Here is an 18,418-nt window from a genome sequence, read left to right as displayed (position 1 = left end):
TTGCAGCCGGGCGGCCAGCGGTGAAATATTCCTTCACATGACCGCCGCAGCGGGCTCAGCCGACGGTGGAGCCGAACACCTCGTCACGAACGGCGTTCAACGCGGTACGCAGGGCGCCCCGCAGGATCGGCTCCTCGGTGAGGCCGGTGGGCACCACCCGCGGCCGGACCAGGGTGATCGCGGCCACCTCCCGCTGCACCCGGTCGGCGAGCGCCGCGCCGCCGGCCTGGCCGACCTCGCCGGCCAGCACGACCAACGGCGGGTCGAGTACCACGCAGGTGCTGGCCACGCCCAGCGCGAGCCGGCGGGCCAACTCGTCGAGCATCGAACCACCGGCGGCGCCGGCCGCGACCGCCGCCCGCACCGCGCCGGCGGCGTCCGGCGCGGAGAAGCCGTGCTCACGGGCCACCGAGCGCACCGAGTCACCGCCGATCACCTGCTGGAAGGCGGGCTTCGCGCGCCGCGAGACATCGCGTGGGATGGGCGCGCCGGGCACCGGCAGGTAGCCGATCTCGCCCGCCGCTCCGCTGCTGCCGTGGTGCAGCCGCCCACCCAGCATGATCGCCAGGCCGACACCGGCGCCCACCCAGACCAGGACGAAGTCCGCCACGCCCTGCGCGGCGCCGGACTGCGCCTCGGCCACCGCGGCCAGGTTGACGTCGTTCTCGAAGACCACCGGGGTGTGCAGGTCGTCCCGCAGCGCGGCCAGCAGACCGCTGTGCCAGCGCGGCAGGTTGAAGGCGAAGGTGATGTCGCCGGTCTGCGGATCGACCAGGCCCGGCGTGCCGAGCACGATCCGTCGGACGCTGCTGAGCTGCGCCTGGGCGCTGCTGGCGGCCTGCACCACGGCGTTGTGCACCACGCCCACCGGATCGTCGGTGTCCCGCGTCGACTGCTCCACCCGGCCGATGACGGCACCGGTGATGTCGGCGCAGGCGGCCACCACCCGGTCCGGCCCGACGTCCACCCCGACGACGTGCGCGCTGCTCGCGCGTACGGCGTAGAGCTGGGCGTTCGGCCCACGCCCGCCGGCCTGCTCGCCGACCCGGCTGACCAGACCGCGCTCCTCCAGGCGCTCGACGAGCTGCGAGGCGGTGACCTTGGACAGGCCGGTCAGCTCGCCGAGTCGGGCCCGGGTGAGCGGCCCACGCTCGAGGAGCAGTTCCAGCGCCGCACGGTCGTTGAGCGCCCGCAACAGGCGGGGGGTGCCGGGCAGCCGGGTCGCACTCATGCCACGTCCTCTAGTTTTAGTAAACTTTGCTAACTGTAACCGACCTGCGAACGGGTAGCCGTAGCGTAACGGTCACCCGGAGGCAGAGCGCTCGGCCAACCCGGCAGGGCGACGACCACCGCGGGTACACGTTCGTATCCACGGGAAGCGAAGGGGGAAATCTCGTGGGGCTCGATCCAGGACTGCGCCGGCTCGCGCTGGGCACGTTGCTCGCCGCGTACCCGGGAGCGGTCCCGCCGCAGTGGGCGGTCGACCTCGTGGCCGACGGCCTGGCCGGGCACACCCTCTTCGGCACGAACGTGCACGACCCCGCGCAGGTGGCGGCGAGCACGGCGGCGCTGCGCGCCGGACGGTCGGACGTGCTGATCGCCATCGACGAGGAGGGTGGCGACGTGACCCGGCTGGCCCACGCCACCGGTAGCCCGTACCCCGGCAACGCCGCCCTCGGCGCGGTCGGCGACGTGGCGCTCACCCGCCGGGTCTACCAGTCGATCGGCGCAGAGCTGGCCGCGCTGGGCGTCACCGTCAACCTGGCCCCCACGGTCGACGTGAACACCGCCGACGACAACCCGGTGATCGGCACCCGCTCGTTCGGCGCCGACCCGCTACGGGTGGCCGCGCACTCGGCCGCCGCCGTCGGTGGCCTCCAGGCCGCCGGTGTGGCCGCCTGCGCCAAGCACTTCCCCGGACACGGCGCGACGGTCACCGACTCCCACCACGAGCTGCCCACGGTGGACGTACCGCTGGAACTGCTCCGCCAGCGCGACCTGCCGCCGTTCGCCGCGGTCGTCGCGGCCGGCACGCAGGCCGTGATGACCGCGCACATCCGGGTGCCGGCGCTGACCGGCGACGGGCCGGCAACCTTCAGCCGGGCCGTCCTGGTCGACCTGCTGCGGGGCGAGTACGGCTTCACCGGCACGGTGATCACCGACGCCCTGGAGATGAAGGGCGCGGCGGTGGCCGCCGGGGGCGTCGGGCCGGCCGCCGTACGGGCGCTGTCGGCCGGCGCCGACCTGCTCTGCATCGGCGCACAGGTCGACGCCGCCCTGGTCGAGCGGGTGGCCGCCGAGATCGTCGAGGCGACCACCGACGGTCGACTGCCGCTCGCGCGGGTCCAGGAGGCGGCCGGCCGCGCCGCCGCGCTCGCCGCCTGGACCCGGGCCGCCGGCCGGTCGTCGGCCACCCCCGATCCCGATCTGGGGTACGCGGCGGCTCGCCGGGCGGTGCGGGTGGAGGGACTTCTCACCGGCCTGGACCAGCCGCTGGTGGTGCAGTTGCACACCGAGTCCACGATGGCCGAGGGCCGGGTGCCGTGGGGCCTCGGTCCGCACCTCGACGGTGGACGCGAAATCCGTGTCGTGGCCAGCGAGACCGATCAGGCGGCCGTCCGCGAGTTGGCCGGGGACCGGCCGATCGTACTGGTCGGGCGGCACCTGCATCGGCTGCCCGGCGGCCGGGAACTGGTCGACGCGCTGGCCGCCGCGCATCCGGTGACCGTCGTGGAGATGGGCTGGCCGGGGGCGTGGCGACCGTCCGGCGCACGGGCGTTCGTCACCACGTACGGCGCGAGTCACGCCAACGGACGGGCGGCAGCCGAGGCTCTCGGCCTGGCGGGCTGACCCTGCGTTACCGATCGGCTCACCAACGTCACCGTGCTTCGTCGCAGGTCAAGTCCACTATTCGACACTCCGACCCGACTGCTCGCATCTTGCAGCTTGCAGTTTCGATACGTAGCGTGATCGATATCGGATCGGCGCGTCAGTGGTACGGCCGATCGGAGAGAGCCGGGGCCTGGGGGCAGGTTGCGGACCGTGGATCCGGCCCGGGATCCACGGTCCGCGCACTGAGCCCGTTCAGCGCGGATACACCCCGTACGCCCGCCAACCCCGGTCCGGGAAGCCCGCCGCCTCCGCCACCCGGGCCGAGGCCTGGTTGTCCCTCTCGTGCAGGTAGGTCGGCACCGCGCCCTCGTCCAGGACCCGCCGCGCCGCCTGCGCCACCAGCCGACGTGCGAGGCCACGGCCGCGGGCCGCCGGCGCGGTGCCGACGGCCAGCTCGTGCCCGTACGCGTCGTGGCGTTTGATGGCGGCGCCCGCCAGGTAGGCCCCGTCGACATCGCGCACCACCAGCACCGGCCTGTCGAACAGCCGCAGCCAGGGCGGCAGCCCAGGGGTCGTCGAGGCGACCCACTCGCCCACGTCGGGCAGGGGCGCGGGCGAGAGAGTCCAGCGGAAGGGGCCGTCGTGAATGCAGAAGGCGGGCTGCCCGACGGCCTCCGGCAGTACGGCAAGCAGCCGTTCCGGCGCGCGCTCGATCAATGCCCGGACAGCGGCGACCCGGTCCGGCGCGACGGAGAGCACCCCGCTCCTGCCGGTGTCCACGGCGAGGGCCGGGCGCAGCCGGCCGTCCCAGGCCGGCAGGGCCCGTCGATGCGAGGCGACCACGTGCAGCCCGGGCCCGGACGGCCACTGGCCGAGCCAGGAGGCGAGATGCAGTTGCAACCGCCGGTCGAGCATGCGTACCTCCCGTCGCCCCACACGTCGTGATCACCGTACGCCTGGGCGGCTCGACCGGGCGGACCATCGCTCCAGCGTGGGACGCTGCCCGAGATCCGGGAATCAGCTCGCCACATCGACCGTCATAGGTATTTCCATACCTGGACACCTTTCTCTGCCACGGTATGGGCATGCCGATTCAGCCGAACGACCGTTTCCACCAGCACCCCGCGCGACTCTGGCGAGCAGGCGAGGCCGCCACGGACGCCCCGACGCAGGCGGGGTACCGCGTGGTCCGTGCGACGGGCGGGCTGCCCTGGGCGGCGCTGAACGAGCTGCCGGCCAGCTCCGGCCGGCACGGCCTCAACCGGCGCTGAGCACACCGACGCGGCAGCTGCGACGGACAGCGTCGGGGACGACACACCGCAGGAGGACCAGCGACGGCATTCGCACACCTGTCGGGTAATTTCTTGCAGGTCCGGCACCCCGGCCTACGACAGGAGAAGCTCCGCGCATGGGCAAGAAGACGATCCACGTCTCCGACTTCACCGGCACCGTTCTGCAGCAGGACGACGAGGTGGTTCGTGTCGTCGTCCTGGAGCACCCGGACCTGGTCGCCGGGCCCGTGCAGCTCGACGCCACACCGGGCGAGGTGGAGAACATCGACGACGCCGCGCTGGACGTGGCGGTGGTCGAGATCCACGACCGGCACGGCGGGGGCGAGCCCCGACGGGTCGTTCTGACGGCGAGCGAGTTCGACGCGATGGCCACCGATGTCCCGATGGCGCAGTTGTTGAAGACGGCCGAACGGGTCCGCCCGCCCAAGGCCCGCAAGAGCGCCGACAAGATCGACTATGGCACGTTGGAGCACGCCGGCAAGCCGCACCGGGGCCGCGTCACCGAGGAGGAGGCCCGGCTGGTCCGCGAGCAACTCGACGAGGTCAACAAGCGGCTCGCGGACGCGGGCGTACGCCAGATCGACCCGGCCGATCCGGAGCACGCCCTGCGCTACGGCTTCCCCGAGGCGCCCTGACCCCGGTTCCTACTGCTGGGCCACTGCGGCGGCGAGGGCGGCGGACAGGTCGGCTTCGACCGCCGCCTTGTCCAGGCCGAGGTCGGTGAGCACTCCGGCGCCGTCCTCCTGCTCCAGCAGGGCGAGCAGGATGTGCTCGGTGCCGATGTAGTTGTGCCCGAGGCGCAGCGCCTCCCGGAAGGTCAGCTCCAACGCCTTCTTGCCGTCGGCGTTGTAGGGGATCAGGTCGGGGACGTCGCCGGTGGCGGGCGGGAGGACGGCGCCGATGGCCTCGCGCACCGCCTCGGGGGTCGCGCCCCGACCGACGAGCACCCGGGCGGCCAGGCCCTCCGGCTCGGCCAGCAGCCCGAGCACCAGGTGCGCGGGGCCGATCTCGGGGTTCCCGGCGGCGCGGGCCTCCTCCTGCGAGGCCATGACCACGTTGCGGGCTCGCGGCGTGAACCTTCCGAAGCCGGCGTTGGGATCGAGCGCCCCCGCGTCGCTGGAGCCCTTGGCCACGAAGCGCTTCTGGGCGGCCTGCTTGCTGACCCCCATGCTGCGGCCGATGTCGGTCCACGACGCACCAGAGCGCCGGGCCTGGTCGACGAAGTGCCCGATCAGGTGGTCGGCGACCTCACCGAGATGATCGGCGGCGATCACCGCGTCGGTGAGCTGGTCGAGCGTGTCGGTGTGCGCCTTCTTGATCGCTTGGATCAGGTCGTCGAGCTTGACGTGGTTGCTCATCTGGAATGGTTCGGTCATGCGTCAACCATAGGTTGACGCATGCACTTCGTCAACCTATGGTTGACGACATCGATCGCCGAGCTGCCCGCTAGGGTGGGCGCGGCCGCACAGCGGAGGAGGGGCCGGCATGCGTCTGCACGTGGGGTGCGCCATGTGGAGCCACCGGTCGTGGCCGGGGCACTCGCTGCCGTCCGGAGAGCGCCTCCGGCACTACGCGAGCTGGTGCGATGCCGTGGAGGGCAACACCACCTTCTACGCGACCCCGACCCGGGAGACCGTGGCGTCCTGGGCCGCGCAGACGGATGCCGACTTCCGATTCGTCCTCAAGTTGCCCAAGGTCGTCACGCACGAACGTCGGCTCACCAACGCCGACGAGCCGCTGCACGCCTTCCTGGACGCGATCGAGCCCCTCGGCCCACGCGTCCACGCCCTCTGGATTCAACTACCGGGGTCGTTCGCGCCGACCGACGTACCCGTCCTCGGTCGTTTTCTCGCGCAGCTCCCGGCTTCCCACCGCTACGCCGTGGAGGTCCGCCATCCCGCGTTCTTCACCGAACCCCGCGCGACCCGGCTGCTCGAGGAGACCCTCACCGGGGCGTCGGCCGAGTGGATCCCCTTCGACACCACCGCGTTCTTCAGCCACCCGCCGACAAGTGACGCCGAACGCGACGCCTGGATGAAGAAACCCCGGGTGCCGCTGCGGTCCGTCGCGCTGACCGACCGCCCGATCGTGCGTTACCTGGGCCGCGACGACGACACCCGCACCGTCGAGGGGTGGCAGCGTTGGGTCCAGGTCACCGCCGGCTGGCTGCGCGAGGGGCGCTCCCCCACCATGTTCGTCCACACGCCGGACAACGCCGACGCGCCGCGGCTCGCCCGGCGGTTCCACGACGAGGTACGCGCCCACGTGCCGGGCCTCGACCCGCTGCCCGCCCCGATACCCGTCGAGCCGCTGACCCTTTTCTGACCACCCACGTCACGGCTGTCGGTCGAGCAGCGCGTCGAGGTGATGGGCGGTGCTGATCAGCGAGAGGTGACTGAACGCCTGCGGGAAGTTGCCGATCTGCTCGCCGGTGGGGGCGATCTCCTCCGAGTAGAGCCCCAACGGCGTGCTGTAGGTCAGCATCTTCTCGAACGTCAACCGGGCGTCGTCGAGCCGTCCGGACTGGGCGAGGGCCTGGACGTACCAGAAGGTGCACATGCTGAAGGTGCCCTCGGAGCCGACGAGCCCGTCGGGCGAGGCTTTCGGGTCGTAGCGGTAGACGAGACTGTCCGAGACCAACTCGTTGTCGATCGCCCGCAACGTCGACAGCCACATCGGATCGTTCGGCGCGATGAAGCCGACCCCGGGCATCGCGAGCAGCGAGGCGTCGGTGATGTCGCTCCCGTAGTGCTGCACGAAGGCCTGCCGTCCCGGATGGAATCCCCGAGCGACGACCTGCTCGTAGACGGCGTTGCGTTGGTCCGCCCACCGGGTGATGCTCGCGGGACGGCCCCGGTTGTGCGCGATGCGGATGGCACGGTCGAACGCGAGCCAACACATCATCCGTCCGTAGGTGAAGTCCTGCCGGCCGGACCGGGTCTCCCAGATGCCGTCCTCGGGCTGGTCCCAGTTGTCGCAGAGCCAGTTCATCAGGCCGGCCGTCTTGCGCCACCCCTCGTACGACGTCATCAGTCCGCTCTGGTCGGCGAGGTGCAGCGAGTTGAGTGCCTCGCCGTAGATGTCCAGTTGTAGCTGGCCCGCCGCGCCGTTGCCGATCCGCACCGGCGCCGAGCGGCGATACCCCTCCAGGTGGGGCAACACCTCCTCGGGGAGGTCCGGCGAGCCGTCGATGCGGTACATGATCTGCAGCGGCAGGCCGCCGTCGTGGGCCTCCTGGATGCGTGCTTCGAGCCACGACAGATACTTCTGGGCCTCATCGGTGAAACCGACGCTGAGCAGCGCGTGCACCGAGAACGAGGCATCGCGGATCCAGGTGTAGCGGTAGTCCCAGTTCCGCGGCCCGCCGATCTGCTCCGGCAACCCCATCGTCGGCGCGGCGACCAGGGCGCCCGTCGGGGCGTACGTCATGAGCTTGAGGGTCATGGCCGATCTTTCGACCATCTCCCGCCAGCGACCGGTGTAGGAGGTTCGTAGGGCCCACCGCCGCCAGTGGTCCCGGGTTTCGGCGAGCAGATCGCAGGCCTCTGTCGTGGTGAGCGCCCGGGGTGGGTGGGGACAGGCCGTCTCCAGCACGACCCCACCGATGTCGCCCTCGTGCAACTCGTAACGGACGCAGACTCCCTCCGCGTCCCGGTGGATCGCCGCGTCGCCGAAAAGCCGTCTCGCGTCCTTGAACGGGGTCAGGGTGAGCGAGAGGGTCGAGCTGCGAAAGACGTCGCCCTCCGGATGGACCTCCAACTCGTACGGGTCTCGCCCGTAATTGAACCGGGGCCGGCAGTCGAAGCGGAAGCGCATGCTTCCCCGAACCATCCGGACCAGCCGGATCAGCCGGTGCCGGTCGGTGGCCTGTTCGCCCGTCACAGGCATGAAGTCCAACAGCTCGCCCACGCCGTCGGCACTGTGGAAGCGGGTGATCAGGATCGGCGTGCCGGGTAGGTAGAGCTGTTTGCTCGAATACTCGATCTCGTCGGGCGAGAGTTGGAAGTGTCCGCCCTTGTCGCGGTCGAGCAGGGCGGCGAAGACACTCGGCGAGTCGAAGCGCGGCGCGCAGAACCAGTCGATCGTTCCGTCCCTACTGATCAGCGCGGCGGTCTGCATATCGCCGATCAGGCCGTGTTCCTCGATCCCCGGATATCGCGTCTGCACACTGACCCCTCTCGTCAGGCTGACGGCGACTACCCGGGAAACCGCCCGCTACACGAACGCCCACCCGACGTCCGGGCGAAGGTGTCGGTGGCCGCCGATAGCGTGACCGTTCGACGACATCGACGAGAGGACACCGGATGAGCCTGCGCGGATTCGCCACCCTCAACATCTGGGCCGACGACGTGGCGGCGGCCACCGACTGGTACGCCCGATTCCTGGACCAGGAGGCCTACTTCTCGCGGCCCGGCCCGGACGGGCGTCCCGCCTACACCGAGTTCCGCCTCGGCGACTACCAGGCGGAGTTGGGCATCATCGACCGCCGGTACGCGCCCCCGGGCACGGCGAGCGGGCCCGGCGGGGCGGTCATGCACTGGCACGTCGACGACCTCCCCGCCACCGTGGAACGGCTCCTGGCCCTGGGCGCCACCGAGTACCAGCCGATCACGCCTCGCGGAGACACTGGTTTCGTGACGGCGTCGGTGGTGGACCCCTTCGGCAACGTGCTGGGCGTCATGACCAACCCGCACTACCTCGACATCCTCGCCTCACTCCGGGCGGCCTGAGCTCGGCGTCCCCGTTTCCGCCGCTCCATCCTGGTAGCCCTGATCCACCGCCTGTCGCACCAGCGCAGCCGCCTCCTCGGCCTCCAACCCGCTGGAGATGAGCAGATCGTGGGCGGCCGTCCGGAACTCCCCCACCGCGATCATCCCGGAATAGCCCAGACGATGGGTGTGCGGGCGGGTCGGATCCCGTACGACGCCCTGCGCGCGTCCGACCAGCTCGACGCCCGCCAGAATCTGGTCGCGGGCCTCCGAGGGCTCCCCGTCGAATTGGATCACCCGGCGCAAGGTAAGCAGTGCGCAGGCCAGCAGGTCGATGCCTTGCGGAAACACCTCGGGAATGGGTTCGTCGTCCTTCAGCGCGGTCGTCAGTCGCCGACACAACGAACGGCAACTGTGCAGGCTTCGTTCCAGGTGCCGGATCGACGTGGTGTGAAAGGCCAGGGAGTCGCGCTCCCGCCAGCGCAGGGGCGCCAGCCGCGCCACCTCCTGCGCAGCACTGAGCCCCTCGTTGAGGCCGACCACACGAGGGCCGAGCTCCCGCAAGCTGCGCAGGCTCCGCTCGGCGTCCGCGAGATTACGCACCCGCAGCGCTGCGGCCAGTTCGTGGATGGCGTCGGCCGCCGGCACGACGACGGGCTCGGCCAGCCGCAGCAGCGTCCGCTGCGGGTGGATGGGCACCAGCAGCAAACCGACCGCCAGCCCGACCAGCCCGCCGACCGCCGCGTCGACGAAGCGCGGAACGGACAGTTCGCGTACCGGTGGCTCCAGCGTGGCGATGAGCACCGCGGTGCCGCCGGCCTGGGTGAGCAGCGAACCACCACCCTTGAACAGGATGGCGACCACGACCGCCAACACGACGACCACGCCGGTCTGCCAGGGTCCGATGCCGAAGAACGGCATCAGCGTGTCACCGATGGCCAGCCCCAGGGTCACACCGACCAGCAGCTCGATGGTGCGCCGCAGACGCGACCCCATCGAGGCGGCCACGATGCCGACCGCGGTCGTCGGCGCCAGGACCGGGGAAGGGTTGTCCAGGAATTGGTACCCCACGAACCACGCGATCGCCGCCGCGATGCCGGCCTGCACCGCGAGCAGACCGAACAGACGCAGCCGCCAGGCACGCGAGCGCAGGCCCTCGCGTGCCCGCGCCCGTACACGGTCGATCCGGGAGTCGCGATGGTCCGCCGGCTCGCCGGCAGCCGCCGACTCCTGGTGGGCACACATCCGCGCCGCATACCCGGCCAGCGGGAACCTATCCGGCTAGGCCATCGCCCGCTCGGAATCAATAGTTGTCGACGTCTGCTGTACTCGACAGCGAGGATTTCCCCCGGCCCTCGTCGAAGGAGGCACTGCCATGTCCACCTCCGAGTTCAGCCCCGACAGCCTGCGTACGCTGATCCGCGCCGGCGCCTGGGTCGGCCGTTCCGACACCGAGAAGGCCGCCGTACACCTGCTGACCTTCACCAAGCTGCCGGACCAACCCGGCTTCGCCGAACTGGTCGAGGTCGTGCAGATCCCCGAGTACGACGACGGCCACGACATCCAGGTGGCGGTGATCCGCGACTGGCCCGCGCTGCTCGCGCTACCGGCGGTCGAGCACCTGTCCGCCGACGACCAACGGCTGCTCGCCCTGGCCGGCAGCCTCGCCACCGGGCAGCCGGTCGACCTGGCCGCCAACGCCGCCGTCAAGGGCCACGAACACGCGGCGAAGGTCGCCGAGGCGATGGTGATCGCCGCCGGCTACCACCTGAAGTACGAGGTCACGGCAACCGAGCGACTCACGACGAGGTTCGCCAAGGCCTAGGAGCGTTGGGGGCACCTTCACGAGTACGGCGGGCCGGGTAGCACGTCGTCGTCGCGTCCGGTCTGGGACAGCCCGGACGCAGCGGCGATGGCGTCGACGGCCTCGTCGAGTCCGGTCGTCTCGGGCAGGACGAGTTCGTCAGGCCAGCCCAGGACGTCGTGTGCGGCGTACCAGCCGCTCATGTGCTCGGCGGTGAACTCACTGGCCTGCGGGCGGGCGAGGTGCCGGCGCAGGGTCTCGGCCAGCGACACGTCTAGGTAGCAGAACAACGACCGGCCACGGTGGTCGTCCCGCAGCGCGGTCAGCATGCCTCGGTAGCGGCTGGTGTGCATGATCCCTTCCAGGACCACGTGGTAGCCGTGGTCCAGCGCGAACCGCACGGTCTGCCCGATCAACGCCGGCGCTGCCCCGCCGGGCTTGTCCCGCTCGCGCAGCAGGATGCGGCGCAGGTAGTCCTGCTCGACGAGGGCACAGCCCCGACCGTGCCGCCGGCGTAGCTCACGACCGATGCTGCTCTTGCCCGAGCCGGAGTTGCCCCGGATGCAGACGAGGATCGTGTCCGGACTGCCGGTGGGCTCAGCGACCACGATGCCTCCTCGGCTCCTCACGTCACTCCCGGATCTCCATCTCGGCCACCAACCCCCGGTCGAAGCGGTACACATGCGTGACGGTGTGGTTGGCGATCTTCGCTCCGGCCTTGTCGTGTACCACCTGATGAACGGTGACGGCAATACGGCCGTCGGCCTCCGTACTGAACGCGGTCGGCGTGACAGTGGGTTCGATCTGCTCCCACTGTCGCCGCCAGTAGGCACCCACCATCTCCCGGCCGTGGACCACGCCTCCCTCCCATCCGTTGGGCCAGGAGACGTCCGGCTTCAGAGCCGTTAGCAGGGTGGGGATGTCACGCGCGTTGAAGGCCGCGTAGAGGTTGGTGAGAAGGGCCTGTGCTGGCGAGTCCATGGAACCAGCATGGCCGGTGGACCGGACCTCACCCCGTCCTCTTCGCTGTCGGCAGAAGGGCGCGAATGCCGGCCCGGGAGGACCTCAGGGCAGGGGCAGTCGTCCAAGACGCGGGCCAACTCCATGCCGGCGCAGTCGTCGTGCCTGACAGGCTGGCCGGGCGACCTCGGGGACCGAGATGATGCTTGTCTATCACCGTTCTGACACCGCGCCGTCGTTGTCTTCGCCTGCTGGCGTGACGGAGGGTGGATGCTGCGGGAGGGAGCGGACGCTTGGGCCAACGGGAGGCGGCGCGACCAGAGCCCCGAGACGCGACAGAGACATCCTTCGATCGACAAACCGCACTCGACGTGTGGCGTCGTGGACACTTGCTGCACGAGCAGCTCACTGCCTTCGGATCGGCTCGAACAGCCGCCGAGCTTGAGGCGGCAGAGCAGTACCGCCAACGACAGCATGATGCCGTGATCGAGGGATTGCGGGGCACGCCGGTCCAGGAACTCCGATCCGTACGGCCGGGTCTGCGACTCGCGCCAAGCCTGGAGCGGCGAGGTTATCGCACCGTCCTGGACGTGTTGCTAGCACCGCACGGTGATCTCCTACGACTGCCCGGAGTAGGAAGCCACAGCGCTGCGGCCATAGCCGATGCGGCGCAGACGCTCCGGCGCATTTTCGAGCAGAGCGCCGCAGTGCGCGTGGATGCCGACCGCAAGAACCCGGCCTTGGAGCCGCTGTTGCGGGCTCTGTGGGTGCTTCGCATTGTCACCGAGTTGCACGCCGATGGCAGCGCCCGCCTGGGTTCCCTCGCTGACGATCTGGACGACGCTTTGCGTAGGGCGAAGCGCGCCACACACAGGGGCGGGCTGCTGTTCGCTCGGGCAGCCACCAAGGCGGCGGCGTGGTCAGCGGTAGCGGAGGTGGAGCGACTGCTGAGTAGTCGCCAGGCAGAGGCAGCGGCGAGGCTTCTTGCCCGATGGGGCCAACTGAGCACCCAGGCGCCAACTGTCGGCCGGGATGCCCTGTGGGCCGACTTCGCACGCCACGCCGCGGTCTACAACACGCTGCTTGAGCGGGTCAGCGGTAGCACGACAGACGGTGCCGCTGCCCATGGACACCTGCCGCAGGCTCTTCAGAACCAGGCCGGGCAGATCGGGCTGGACCTGAGGAGGTTACGCGTCACGTTGCGCGGCTATCAGGCTTTCGGAGTCCGGTACGCGCTCCTGCAACGGCGTTGCATCCTCGGTGACGAGATGGGGTTGGGCAAAACGATCGAAGCCATCGCGGTCTGCGCCCACCTCGCTGCCGCCGGAGGGCGGCACTTCCTCGTCGTCTGCCCGGCCAGTGTCATCGTGAACTGGCTCAACGAAATCGCCTCCCACAGCACACTGCCCGCCCACCGGCTACACGGCCCGCAACGCGACGAAGCGATTCGCCGATGGCACGCCGACGGCGGAATGGCGGTCACCACCTTCGAAACGTTGAGCCGGCTGTCGTTACCCCAAGATCTCCGCCCCGGAGTCGTCATCGTGGACGAGGCGCAACTGATCAAGAATCCTGCGGCCCAGCGGTCCCAGGCCGTCGCCGTGCATCTCGCCCACGCGCCCCGAGCCCTGTTCCTGACCGGCACACCAATGCTGAACCGGGTCGAGGAGTTCCGAAACTTGATCCGCTACCTGAACCCCGCAGTGGCGGCCACGATCAACGTCACGGACGGATTGGCCGGTGCCGCCAGCTTCCGCCGCAAGGTCGCCAACGTGTATCTCCGCCGCAACCAGAAAGACGTCCTCGACGAACTTCCCGATCTGATCGAGGTCGCAGACTGGGTCGAGATGGGTCAGGCAGAGACGCGCACCTACCAGCGGGCGGTCGCGGCACGGCGGTTCACCGACATGCGTCGTGCCGCCGTGGTCGCCGACGGATCACGAATGCCTGCGAAGGTGGAGCGCCTGCGCGAGGTCGTCCAGGAGGCCGCGGACAACGGATGGAAGGTCGTGGTCTTCTCCTACTTCCTGGAGGTCCTGAACCGCGTACGCGTGAGCCTGCAAGAAGGCACGCCGACGTTCCTGCTTACCGGGACCGTCCCCGTCGCCGCTCGGCAGCAGGTCGTGGACGACTTCAGCGGTACGGACGGTCACGCGGTCCTGGTCAGCCAGATCGGCGTCGGCGGGGTGGGTATCAATCTGCCAGCGGCGTCGGTGGTCGTGCTCGTCGAGCCGCAGCTCACCCCGGCACACGAGGAGCAGGCCATCCGGCGGTGCTACCGGATGGGTCAGACCCGCGGTGTACGGGTTCACCGCCTACTGGCCAGAAACACCGTGGATCAGCGGTTGGTGGAGATGCTCGGACGCAAGAGCGCCCTGATCCGCGCGTACACCCACGACAGCGTTGCGAAGATGGCTGACCCGTCGGCGACTGACGGCAGCTACGTCGACCACGAACTCCTCGCCGATGAGGCGATCCCGCTCGACCGGCGGATCATCATGGTCGAGCGTCAGCGGCTTGGCCTCGACGAACGGCGGGCGTCCTGACGGCGCGGCGTTGCCGGATCCGATACCTCCTAAGTTCTGAAGCCAGGCCAGCGAGCGATCCGAGGTGATGGTGTTGGGGTGGCGCGAGGAACTCTGTTCCGTGGTCGACGTCCGGCGGTCGACGGTAGGCGGTGGTAGGTGGTAGTTGGCCGGTGGAGCCGTGAATCCTGTCTCCGGCGACCAGGCCAGTCGCTCGGTCTCATAACTTCTATCGCAACGAATGGCAGCCCGTCCCGGCGTCAACGGTCATGCCCCCGCGCTGCGTCTGTGCGGACGTCGACACTCAGAGCGTGAACCACCATCCGGGTCAGCTCGGGCAACTGCTCCCCGGTGAGGGTGACACCCCGCAGGTTGTCCAGTGGTGCCGTGAAGGCGTGCAGTCGACTACCCCGAAGGTCAGCGCCGTCAAAACGGCACGATTCCAGCTCCAGATCGCTGAGGTCGCACGACCGCAAGACAACTCCGGAGAGCCGGCAGGATGACCAGGTGCCGTGGACGAGGGTGCAGTCGGTGAAGGCCACCGAACCGGCCGCGCTGACGCGGTTCAGGGTGGCGTAGTCGAACCGGCAGTTGTCGAACAGAACGTCTTTCAGGCGAACGTCAATAAGCCGGGCTCCGGTGAAGCGTGAGCCGGTGACCGAGCACCGCTCGATGCTGACACCGGTGAGGGCCGCTCCGGACAGGTCCGTCTGGACGATCTCACAGCCGTAGAGGGCACCGCCCTCCCAGGTGATCTCACCGAGATCCGCCCCGGTGATCCGACAGCCTCGGATACTCCAGTCGGCGATCTGTCGACCTCGCCAGGAAGCGTCCTGCACGAGGCCGTCGTGAAGGTCGTCGTCGGGTAGGTCGTTGACATGGTCGAGGTCCTCCGGGTCAAGGTCGGGCAGGAGGATCGCCACGTCGCCCACGGTGGTCGTACGCATGTCCTTCCAACCTGTTCGGGCGCGGGGTGGCCACGCCACCCCGCGCGTCGACTCGAGCCGCCGGTCGGCGGGCTACTTCTTCTTGTTCCAGTTGTCCCAGCCGCGGTATGCCTTCACCGTGTCACCGAGCCAGGTGTATGTCCCGGAGAGGTAGAACAGCAGCCGCTTCGCCGGGAACCTGAACGCCACGTTGGTATCCTCGTCGCCAGCCTGGTCGAACAGCCGAAGTGCCTGATCAACGGCCGACCGCGCCTGTTCGGTGGAGCCCATCCGGGCCAGAGCACGCGCCCGGCCCGCCGCTGCCAGGGCACCCGACGACGATGCCTTCGGCGTGACCGCCAGAGCCGCGTCAGCTAGAACGACGGTTTGAGCTGGATCCCCGAAGTAATACGGCAGCATCGCCGCCTGGGCCCGCACAAGCACCCTGAAACGAGCATCCCCGCTGTCGTCTGCCGCATGGATCCCCGTGCCGTACCACCGTCGAGCCTCGGCGACATCTCCGAGCCTCATCAAGGCGTCAGCGCACATCGTCGCCAGTAACGCCGCTACCCCGGACAGCCGGAATTGGACCGCCGCCGGCTGCCGCCGAAGCGACAGCGCCTGAACCTCTCGGCAGTCGGCGGCCAGCAGCGACAGCATGATCTGCGGCGAAGCCGAGGGGTAGACCGTCATGTGCTCGCCCGCAGCTTGTTCAATCAGCTCAAGCTGCCGGGGAGCGACACTCCCCGCTGCAAGAGCCTCGTCCAGTCCCAGTCGGAGTCTGACCAGATTGCTGACCTCGACGCGCGCGGCGACACCGGCCGGCGATCGGTCCGCTTCACCATCCACAGCCAGGCGGTCGGGGTCGCGAGGCACAACGATGTCCTCGTCGCGCCCGAGTCCCATAGCCGGACGCGGAATGTTCAGACCGGCTGCGATCCGTTCCAGAACCTCGTAGGCCGTGACCTGGCGGAGGCCTTTGGCGATTTCAGCAGCGCGGTTGGGCGAGACGCCAACAAGAGTTGCAATCCGGCCGTATGACACGCCCCTGGCGTGGAGGAAGTGGAAGACCGCAGTGATGTCACGCCGCCGCAGAAACTCAGTGATCGGTCGACCGTTCCAAAGCCCCGAACGCCACCACTCGGGATCCACCTGCGCGGCCACGAGCACCTCCGACCGGACGACGACCACCTGTCAGCACAGCGCATCCGCGCCGTCACATCAAGTCAATGACGGCCGAGTCGACAGCCCATCCAGAGTCGACGCGCGGAGAAGCATCCGGAAGACCCACGATGAGCCCTCACGGTGTTCTGACGGGATCGAGCGCAGGCTTCGGGGCCGCCCCACCGCACGAGCGCTACCGCGAGAATCCAGCCCTACCTCGTCCGGTACTCGGTCGGTGGACCGGGTGGGCGAGAGCTCCCGTATCGGTGAATCGCTGAGCCATCGACTGCCCGCCTTGGGATCCTGCGGGCACCTAGCGAGCGACCGCCCACCATCGCCGTACGTGAAGAAGGCCCCAACCCGGTGTGAACCACCAGGTCAGGGCCTTGATCGTTGGTGCGCCGCCAGGGACTCGAACCCCGAACCCGCGGATTAAGAGTCCGCTGCTCTGCCAGTTGAGCTAGCGGCGCTCGCTGACAACGACGAGCACGCTAACACGCCCGCGAACCACCCTCGGAACCCATCCCCGGGCCGGGCTCAGTGCGCGGGGTTCGGCGTGTGCGGCAACTTGCCGAGTTGCTTCCAGTTCGTCTCGGCGACGTCCACGCCGTAGTGCTTGGCGGCGGCGAGGATGTTCTGAAAGGCCAGGTCGCGGTCCGCGTCGGTGACGCTCTGCACCTGGTCGAAGCGGGCGATGGCGTTGCGGACGTGGCTCGCGTCGGTCATCGGCTCCTTGCGCTTGCCGGGGAAGGCGAAGACGGTCTCCGGCAGCTCGCGCTTGTCCTTGTCGGTCAGGCCGCCGTGCTTCTCGTGGGGCTTCCAGGTCGACTTCATCCCGCACCATTACCCATTTTTCATCCAGACGTACGCCCGGACCGGCTTGATTAAGAGTGTTTAAAGACCATGTCCGACACGCGCGGCGAGTGCCTACCATACGGCGGCCCGTGACCGTTTGGGTCAGCCTGTCGTGTGTTCGTTGGGAGTGACCCGTGTCGTACGAAGGTCCGCCGCCGTCACGTCATCGCTCTCCGGGGTGGCTCGCCCACCGGAAACTCAGCGTGGTCGCGGGCGCGGTCGTCGTGCTCGTCGTCGCGGCCGGGGCCGTGTACCTGGGCAACGGCGCCGCGCAGCCCGAGCCGTCGAACGCGGCCAACGCCCTCGAGTATCCGTCGCCGTCGGCCGGGCAGGCGGAGTCGCCCGGATCAGCGGTGTCGGCCCCCACGACACCTTCGGTCTCCGCGACCCCGTCGACCGCTGCGACGCCGTCGACCGCTGCCGCACCGAAGGCCCCCACCACCGGCTGGGTTCCGATCGACCGGGCGGTCTGGAAGGCGCAGGCCGACGCGTACCAGGCGCTGAAGATCGACCCCGCCCCGGCCGGTGTCGGCGACCTTCCGGAGTTCCGGGCGGACTGCCAGTACAGCCACCGACTGCCGGACGATCCGATCGTCGCTCCCGGCCTCCCGGGCGCCTCCCACATGCACTCCTTCGTCGGCAACAAGGCCGTCGACGCGAGCACCGTCGCCGGAGACCTGACGAAGTTCACCGCCACGTCCTGCAAGCCGATCCAGGATCACTCCGCGTACTGGGTGCCCACGCTCTACGACAACGCGACCGGTAAGCCGGTCGAGACCACCGGCTTCCGGGTCTACTACCGCTCGCTCGCGAAGAACTCGACCGGCCAGATGCCCATGCCCAACGGCCTGCGCATGATCTCCGGGGACGCCAAGAAGAAGCAGCCGACACCGCGCGGGGCGACCGGCCAGTTCTACTGCGCCTTTTACGGTCCCGGCGACCTCGACGGCGTCGCCCGCAGCACCAACGGCAACTGGCCGATCTGCGGCGGGACCGCGACGCTGCACTTCATGCTGCAGTTCCCGGACTGCTGGGACGGCAAGCACCTGGACAGCCCCAACCACAAGGACCATGTGGCGTACGGCAGCGGCGGCACCTGCCCGCCCGGCCACCCGGTTCGGATCCCGGCGATCACCTTCGACATCCAGTACCCGGCCAAGGGCACCCCGGCGGGCTACTACCTCTCGTCCGACAAGGCGGGCAAGAGCGCCTCGTCGATGCACGGCGACGCGTTCGTGATGTGGGACGTCGACACGATGAACAAGCGCACCAAGAACTGCGTCCTGGGACGCCGGACCTGCGACAACTACGGCTACCAGAAGTAGCCGGGGCCGGACCGAAGAACGGCCCG

18 protein-coding genes and 1 tRNA gene are annotated in these 18,418 nt (G+C 69.5%); 8 read left to right on the top strand and 11 right to left on the bottom strand.

All coding sequences use genetic code 11. From position 1 onward, the window contains the following. Nucleotides 1-55: 55 nt before the first annotated feature. On the bottom strand, nucleotides 56-1,231 hold the full coding sequence (locus ABZ272_RS23805; RefSeq protein ID WP_355052118.1) for an ROK family transcriptional regulator: 1,176 nt from the start codon (nucleotides 1,229-1,231) through the stop codon (nucleotides 56-58). A 164-nt stretch (nucleotides 1,232-1,395) separates the two neighbouring features. On the opposite strand from ABZ272_RS23805, the gene ABZ272_RS23800 reads away from it, so the two are divergent. Then, nucleotides 1,396-2,850, top strand: coding sequence for a glycoside hydrolase family 3 N-terminal domain-containing protein (locus tag ABZ272_RS23800; protein ID WP_355052117.1), 1,455 nt, complete (start codon nucleotides 1,396-1,398; stop codon nucleotides 2,848-2,850). A gap of 234 nt (nucleotides 2,851-3,084) precedes the next feature. Here ABZ272_RS23800 and ABZ272_RS23795 read toward each other — a convergent pair whose 3' ends face one another. Further along, the gene (locus tag ABZ272_RS23795) at nucleotides 3,085-3,747 is read right to left on the bottom strand and encodes a GNAT family N-acetyltransferase (RefSeq protein ID WP_355052116.1); all 663 of its coding nucleotides are present in this window, start codon (nucleotides 3,745-3,747) and stop codon (nucleotides 3,085-3,087) included. Between the two features lie 170 nt (nucleotides 3,748-3,917). Here ABZ272_RS23795 and ABZ272_RS23790 point away from each other — a divergent pair, with 170 nt between their 5' ends. Together ABZ272_RS23790 and ABZ272_RS23785 are read left to right on the top strand one after the other, a co-directional pair. Continuing rightward, nucleotides 3,918-4,103 carry a DNA repair protein gene (locus ABZ272_RS23790; RefSeq protein WP_355052115.1) on the top strand — a complete coding sequence of 62 codons (186 nt, stop codon included), beginning with the start codon at nucleotides 3,918-3,920 and terminating at the stop codon, nucleotides 4,101-4,103. Between the two features lie 137 nt (nucleotides 4,104-4,240). Next, nucleotides 4,241-4,759, top strand: coding sequence for a hypothetical protein (locus ABZ272_RS23785; protein ID WP_355052114.1), 519 nt, complete (start codon nucleotides 4,241-4,243; stop codon nucleotides 4,757-4,759). Between the two features lie 9 nt (nucleotides 4,760-4,768). On the opposite strand, the gene ABZ272_RS23780 is transcribed toward ABZ272_RS23785, so the two are convergent. Beyond that, nucleotides 4,769-5,500, bottom strand: coding sequence for a Clp protease N-terminal domain-containing protein (locus ABZ272_RS23780; protein ID WP_355052113.1), 732 nt, complete (start codon nucleotides 5,498-5,500; stop codon nucleotides 4,769-4,771). Between the two features lie 133 nt (nucleotides 5,501-5,633). On the opposite strand from ABZ272_RS23780, the gene ABZ272_RS23775 reads away from it, so the two are divergent. Then, nucleotides 5,634-6,449, top strand: coding sequence for a DUF72 domain-containing protein (locus tag ABZ272_RS23775; RefSeq protein WP_355052181.1), 816 nt, complete (start codon nucleotides 5,634-5,636; stop codon nucleotides 6,447-6,449). A gap of 9 nt (nucleotides 6,450-6,458) precedes the next feature. Here the strand turns inward: ABZ272_RS23775 and ABZ272_RS23770 are convergent, their stop codons facing one another. Beyond that, the gene (locus ABZ272_RS23770; protein ID WP_355052112.1) at nucleotides 6,459-8,291 is read right to left on the bottom strand and encodes a glycoside hydrolase family 15 protein; all 1,833 of its coding nucleotides are present in this window, start codon (nucleotides 8,289-8,291) and stop codon (nucleotides 6,459-6,461) included. Nucleotides 8,292-8,428: 137 nt separating this feature from the next. Here ABZ272_RS23770 and ABZ272_RS23765 point away from each other — a divergent pair, with 137 nt between their 5' ends. Continuing rightward, nucleotides 8,429-8,854: a VOC family protein gene (locus tag ABZ272_RS23765; protein WP_355052111.1), complete on the top strand. Its 426-nt coding sequence runs from the start codon at nucleotides 8,429-8,431 to the stop codon at nucleotides 8,852-8,854. On the opposite strand, the gene ABZ272_RS23760 is transcribed toward ABZ272_RS23765, so the two are convergent. Beyond that, complete coding sequence (locus ABZ272_RS23760; RefSeq protein WP_355052110.1) at nucleotides 8,837-9,940, bottom strand: FUSC family protein; 1,104 nt, start codon at nucleotides 9,938-9,940, stop codon at nucleotides 8,837-8,839. The two genes, ABZ272_RS23765 and ABZ272_RS23760, sit on opposite strands and share 18 nt — an antisense overlap. Before the next feature lie 268 nt (nucleotides 9,941-10,208). Between ABZ272_RS23760 and ABZ272_RS23755 the strand changes: the two genes are divergently transcribed. Further along, on the top strand, nucleotides 10,209-10,658 hold the full coding sequence (locus ABZ272_RS23755; RefSeq protein WP_355052109.1) for a hypothetical protein: 450 nt from the start codon (nucleotides 10,209-10,211) through the stop codon (nucleotides 10,656-10,658). 17 nt (nucleotides 10,659-10,675) lie between these two features. Here ABZ272_RS23755 and ABZ272_RS23750 read toward each other — a convergent pair whose 3' ends face one another. Both ABZ272_RS23750 and ABZ272_RS23745 read right to left on the bottom strand, forming a co-directional pair. Then, entirely contained in the window at nucleotides 10,676-11,245 is a 570-nt protein-coding gene (locus tag ABZ272_RS23750) for a kinase (RefSeq protein WP_355052108.1), read from the bottom strand. 22 nt (nucleotides 11,246-11,267) lie between these two features. After that, nucleotides 11,268-11,618, bottom strand: a complete 351-nt coding sequence (locus ABZ272_RS23745; protein ID WP_355052107.1) for a nuclear transport factor 2 family protein — start codon at nucleotides 11,616-11,618, stop codon at nucleotides 11,268-11,270. A gap of 368 nt (nucleotides 11,619-11,986) precedes the next feature. Between ABZ272_RS23745 and ABZ272_RS23740 the strand changes: the two genes are divergently transcribed. Next, nucleotides 11,987-14,143 (top strand): DEAD/DEAH box helicase, encoded by a 2,157-nt coding sequence (locus ABZ272_RS23740; RefSeq protein ID WP_355052106.1) that lies wholly within the window; start codon nucleotides 11,987-11,989, stop codon nucleotides 14,141-14,143. A 239-nt stretch (nucleotides 14,144-14,382) separates the two neighbouring features. Here ABZ272_RS23740 and ABZ272_RS23735 read toward each other — a convergent pair whose 3' ends face one another. The 4 genes from ABZ272_RS23735 to ABZ272_RS23720 form a co-directional block, all read right to left on the bottom strand. Beyond that, a complete protein-coding gene (locus ABZ272_RS23735) occupies nucleotides 14,383-15,069 on the bottom strand; it encodes a pentapeptide repeat-containing protein (RefSeq protein ID WP_355052105.1) in 687 nt (228 codons plus the stop codon). 72 nt (nucleotides 15,070-15,141) lie between these two features. Continuing rightward, complete coding sequence (locus tag ABZ272_RS23730) at nucleotides 15,142-16,212, bottom strand: hypothetical protein (protein ID WP_355052104.1); 1,071 nt, start codon at nucleotides 16,210-16,212, stop codon at nucleotides 15,142-15,144. Nucleotides 16,213-16,606: 394 nt separating this feature from the next. After that, nucleotides 16,607-16,682: transfer RNA gene (locus ABZ272_RS23725), tRNA-Lys, on the bottom strand. Between the two features lie 67 nt (nucleotides 16,683-16,749). Further along, nucleotides 16,750-17,046, bottom strand: coding sequence for a DUF6582 domain-containing protein (locus ABZ272_RS23720; RefSeq protein ID WP_355052103.1), 297 nt, complete (start codon nucleotides 17,044-17,046; stop codon nucleotides 16,750-16,752). Nucleotides 17,047-17,201: 155 nt separating this feature from the next. On the opposite strand from ABZ272_RS23720, the gene ABZ272_RS23715 reads away from it, so the two are divergent. Further along, entirely contained in the window at nucleotides 17,202-18,392 is a 1,191-nt protein-coding gene (locus ABZ272_RS23715; RefSeq protein ID WP_355052102.1) for a DUF1996 domain-containing protein, read from the top strand. Nucleotides 18,393-18,418: the final 26 nt, after the last annotated feature.

This window comes from Micromonospora sp. NPDC005979, from assembly GCF_040614415.1.
GTDB lineage: Bacteria > Actinomycetota > Actinomycetes > Mycobacteriales > Micromonosporaceae > Micromonospora.
Note: the sequence above shows the minus strand (reverse complement) of the source record. Positions and strands in the feature narration are given on the sequence as shown.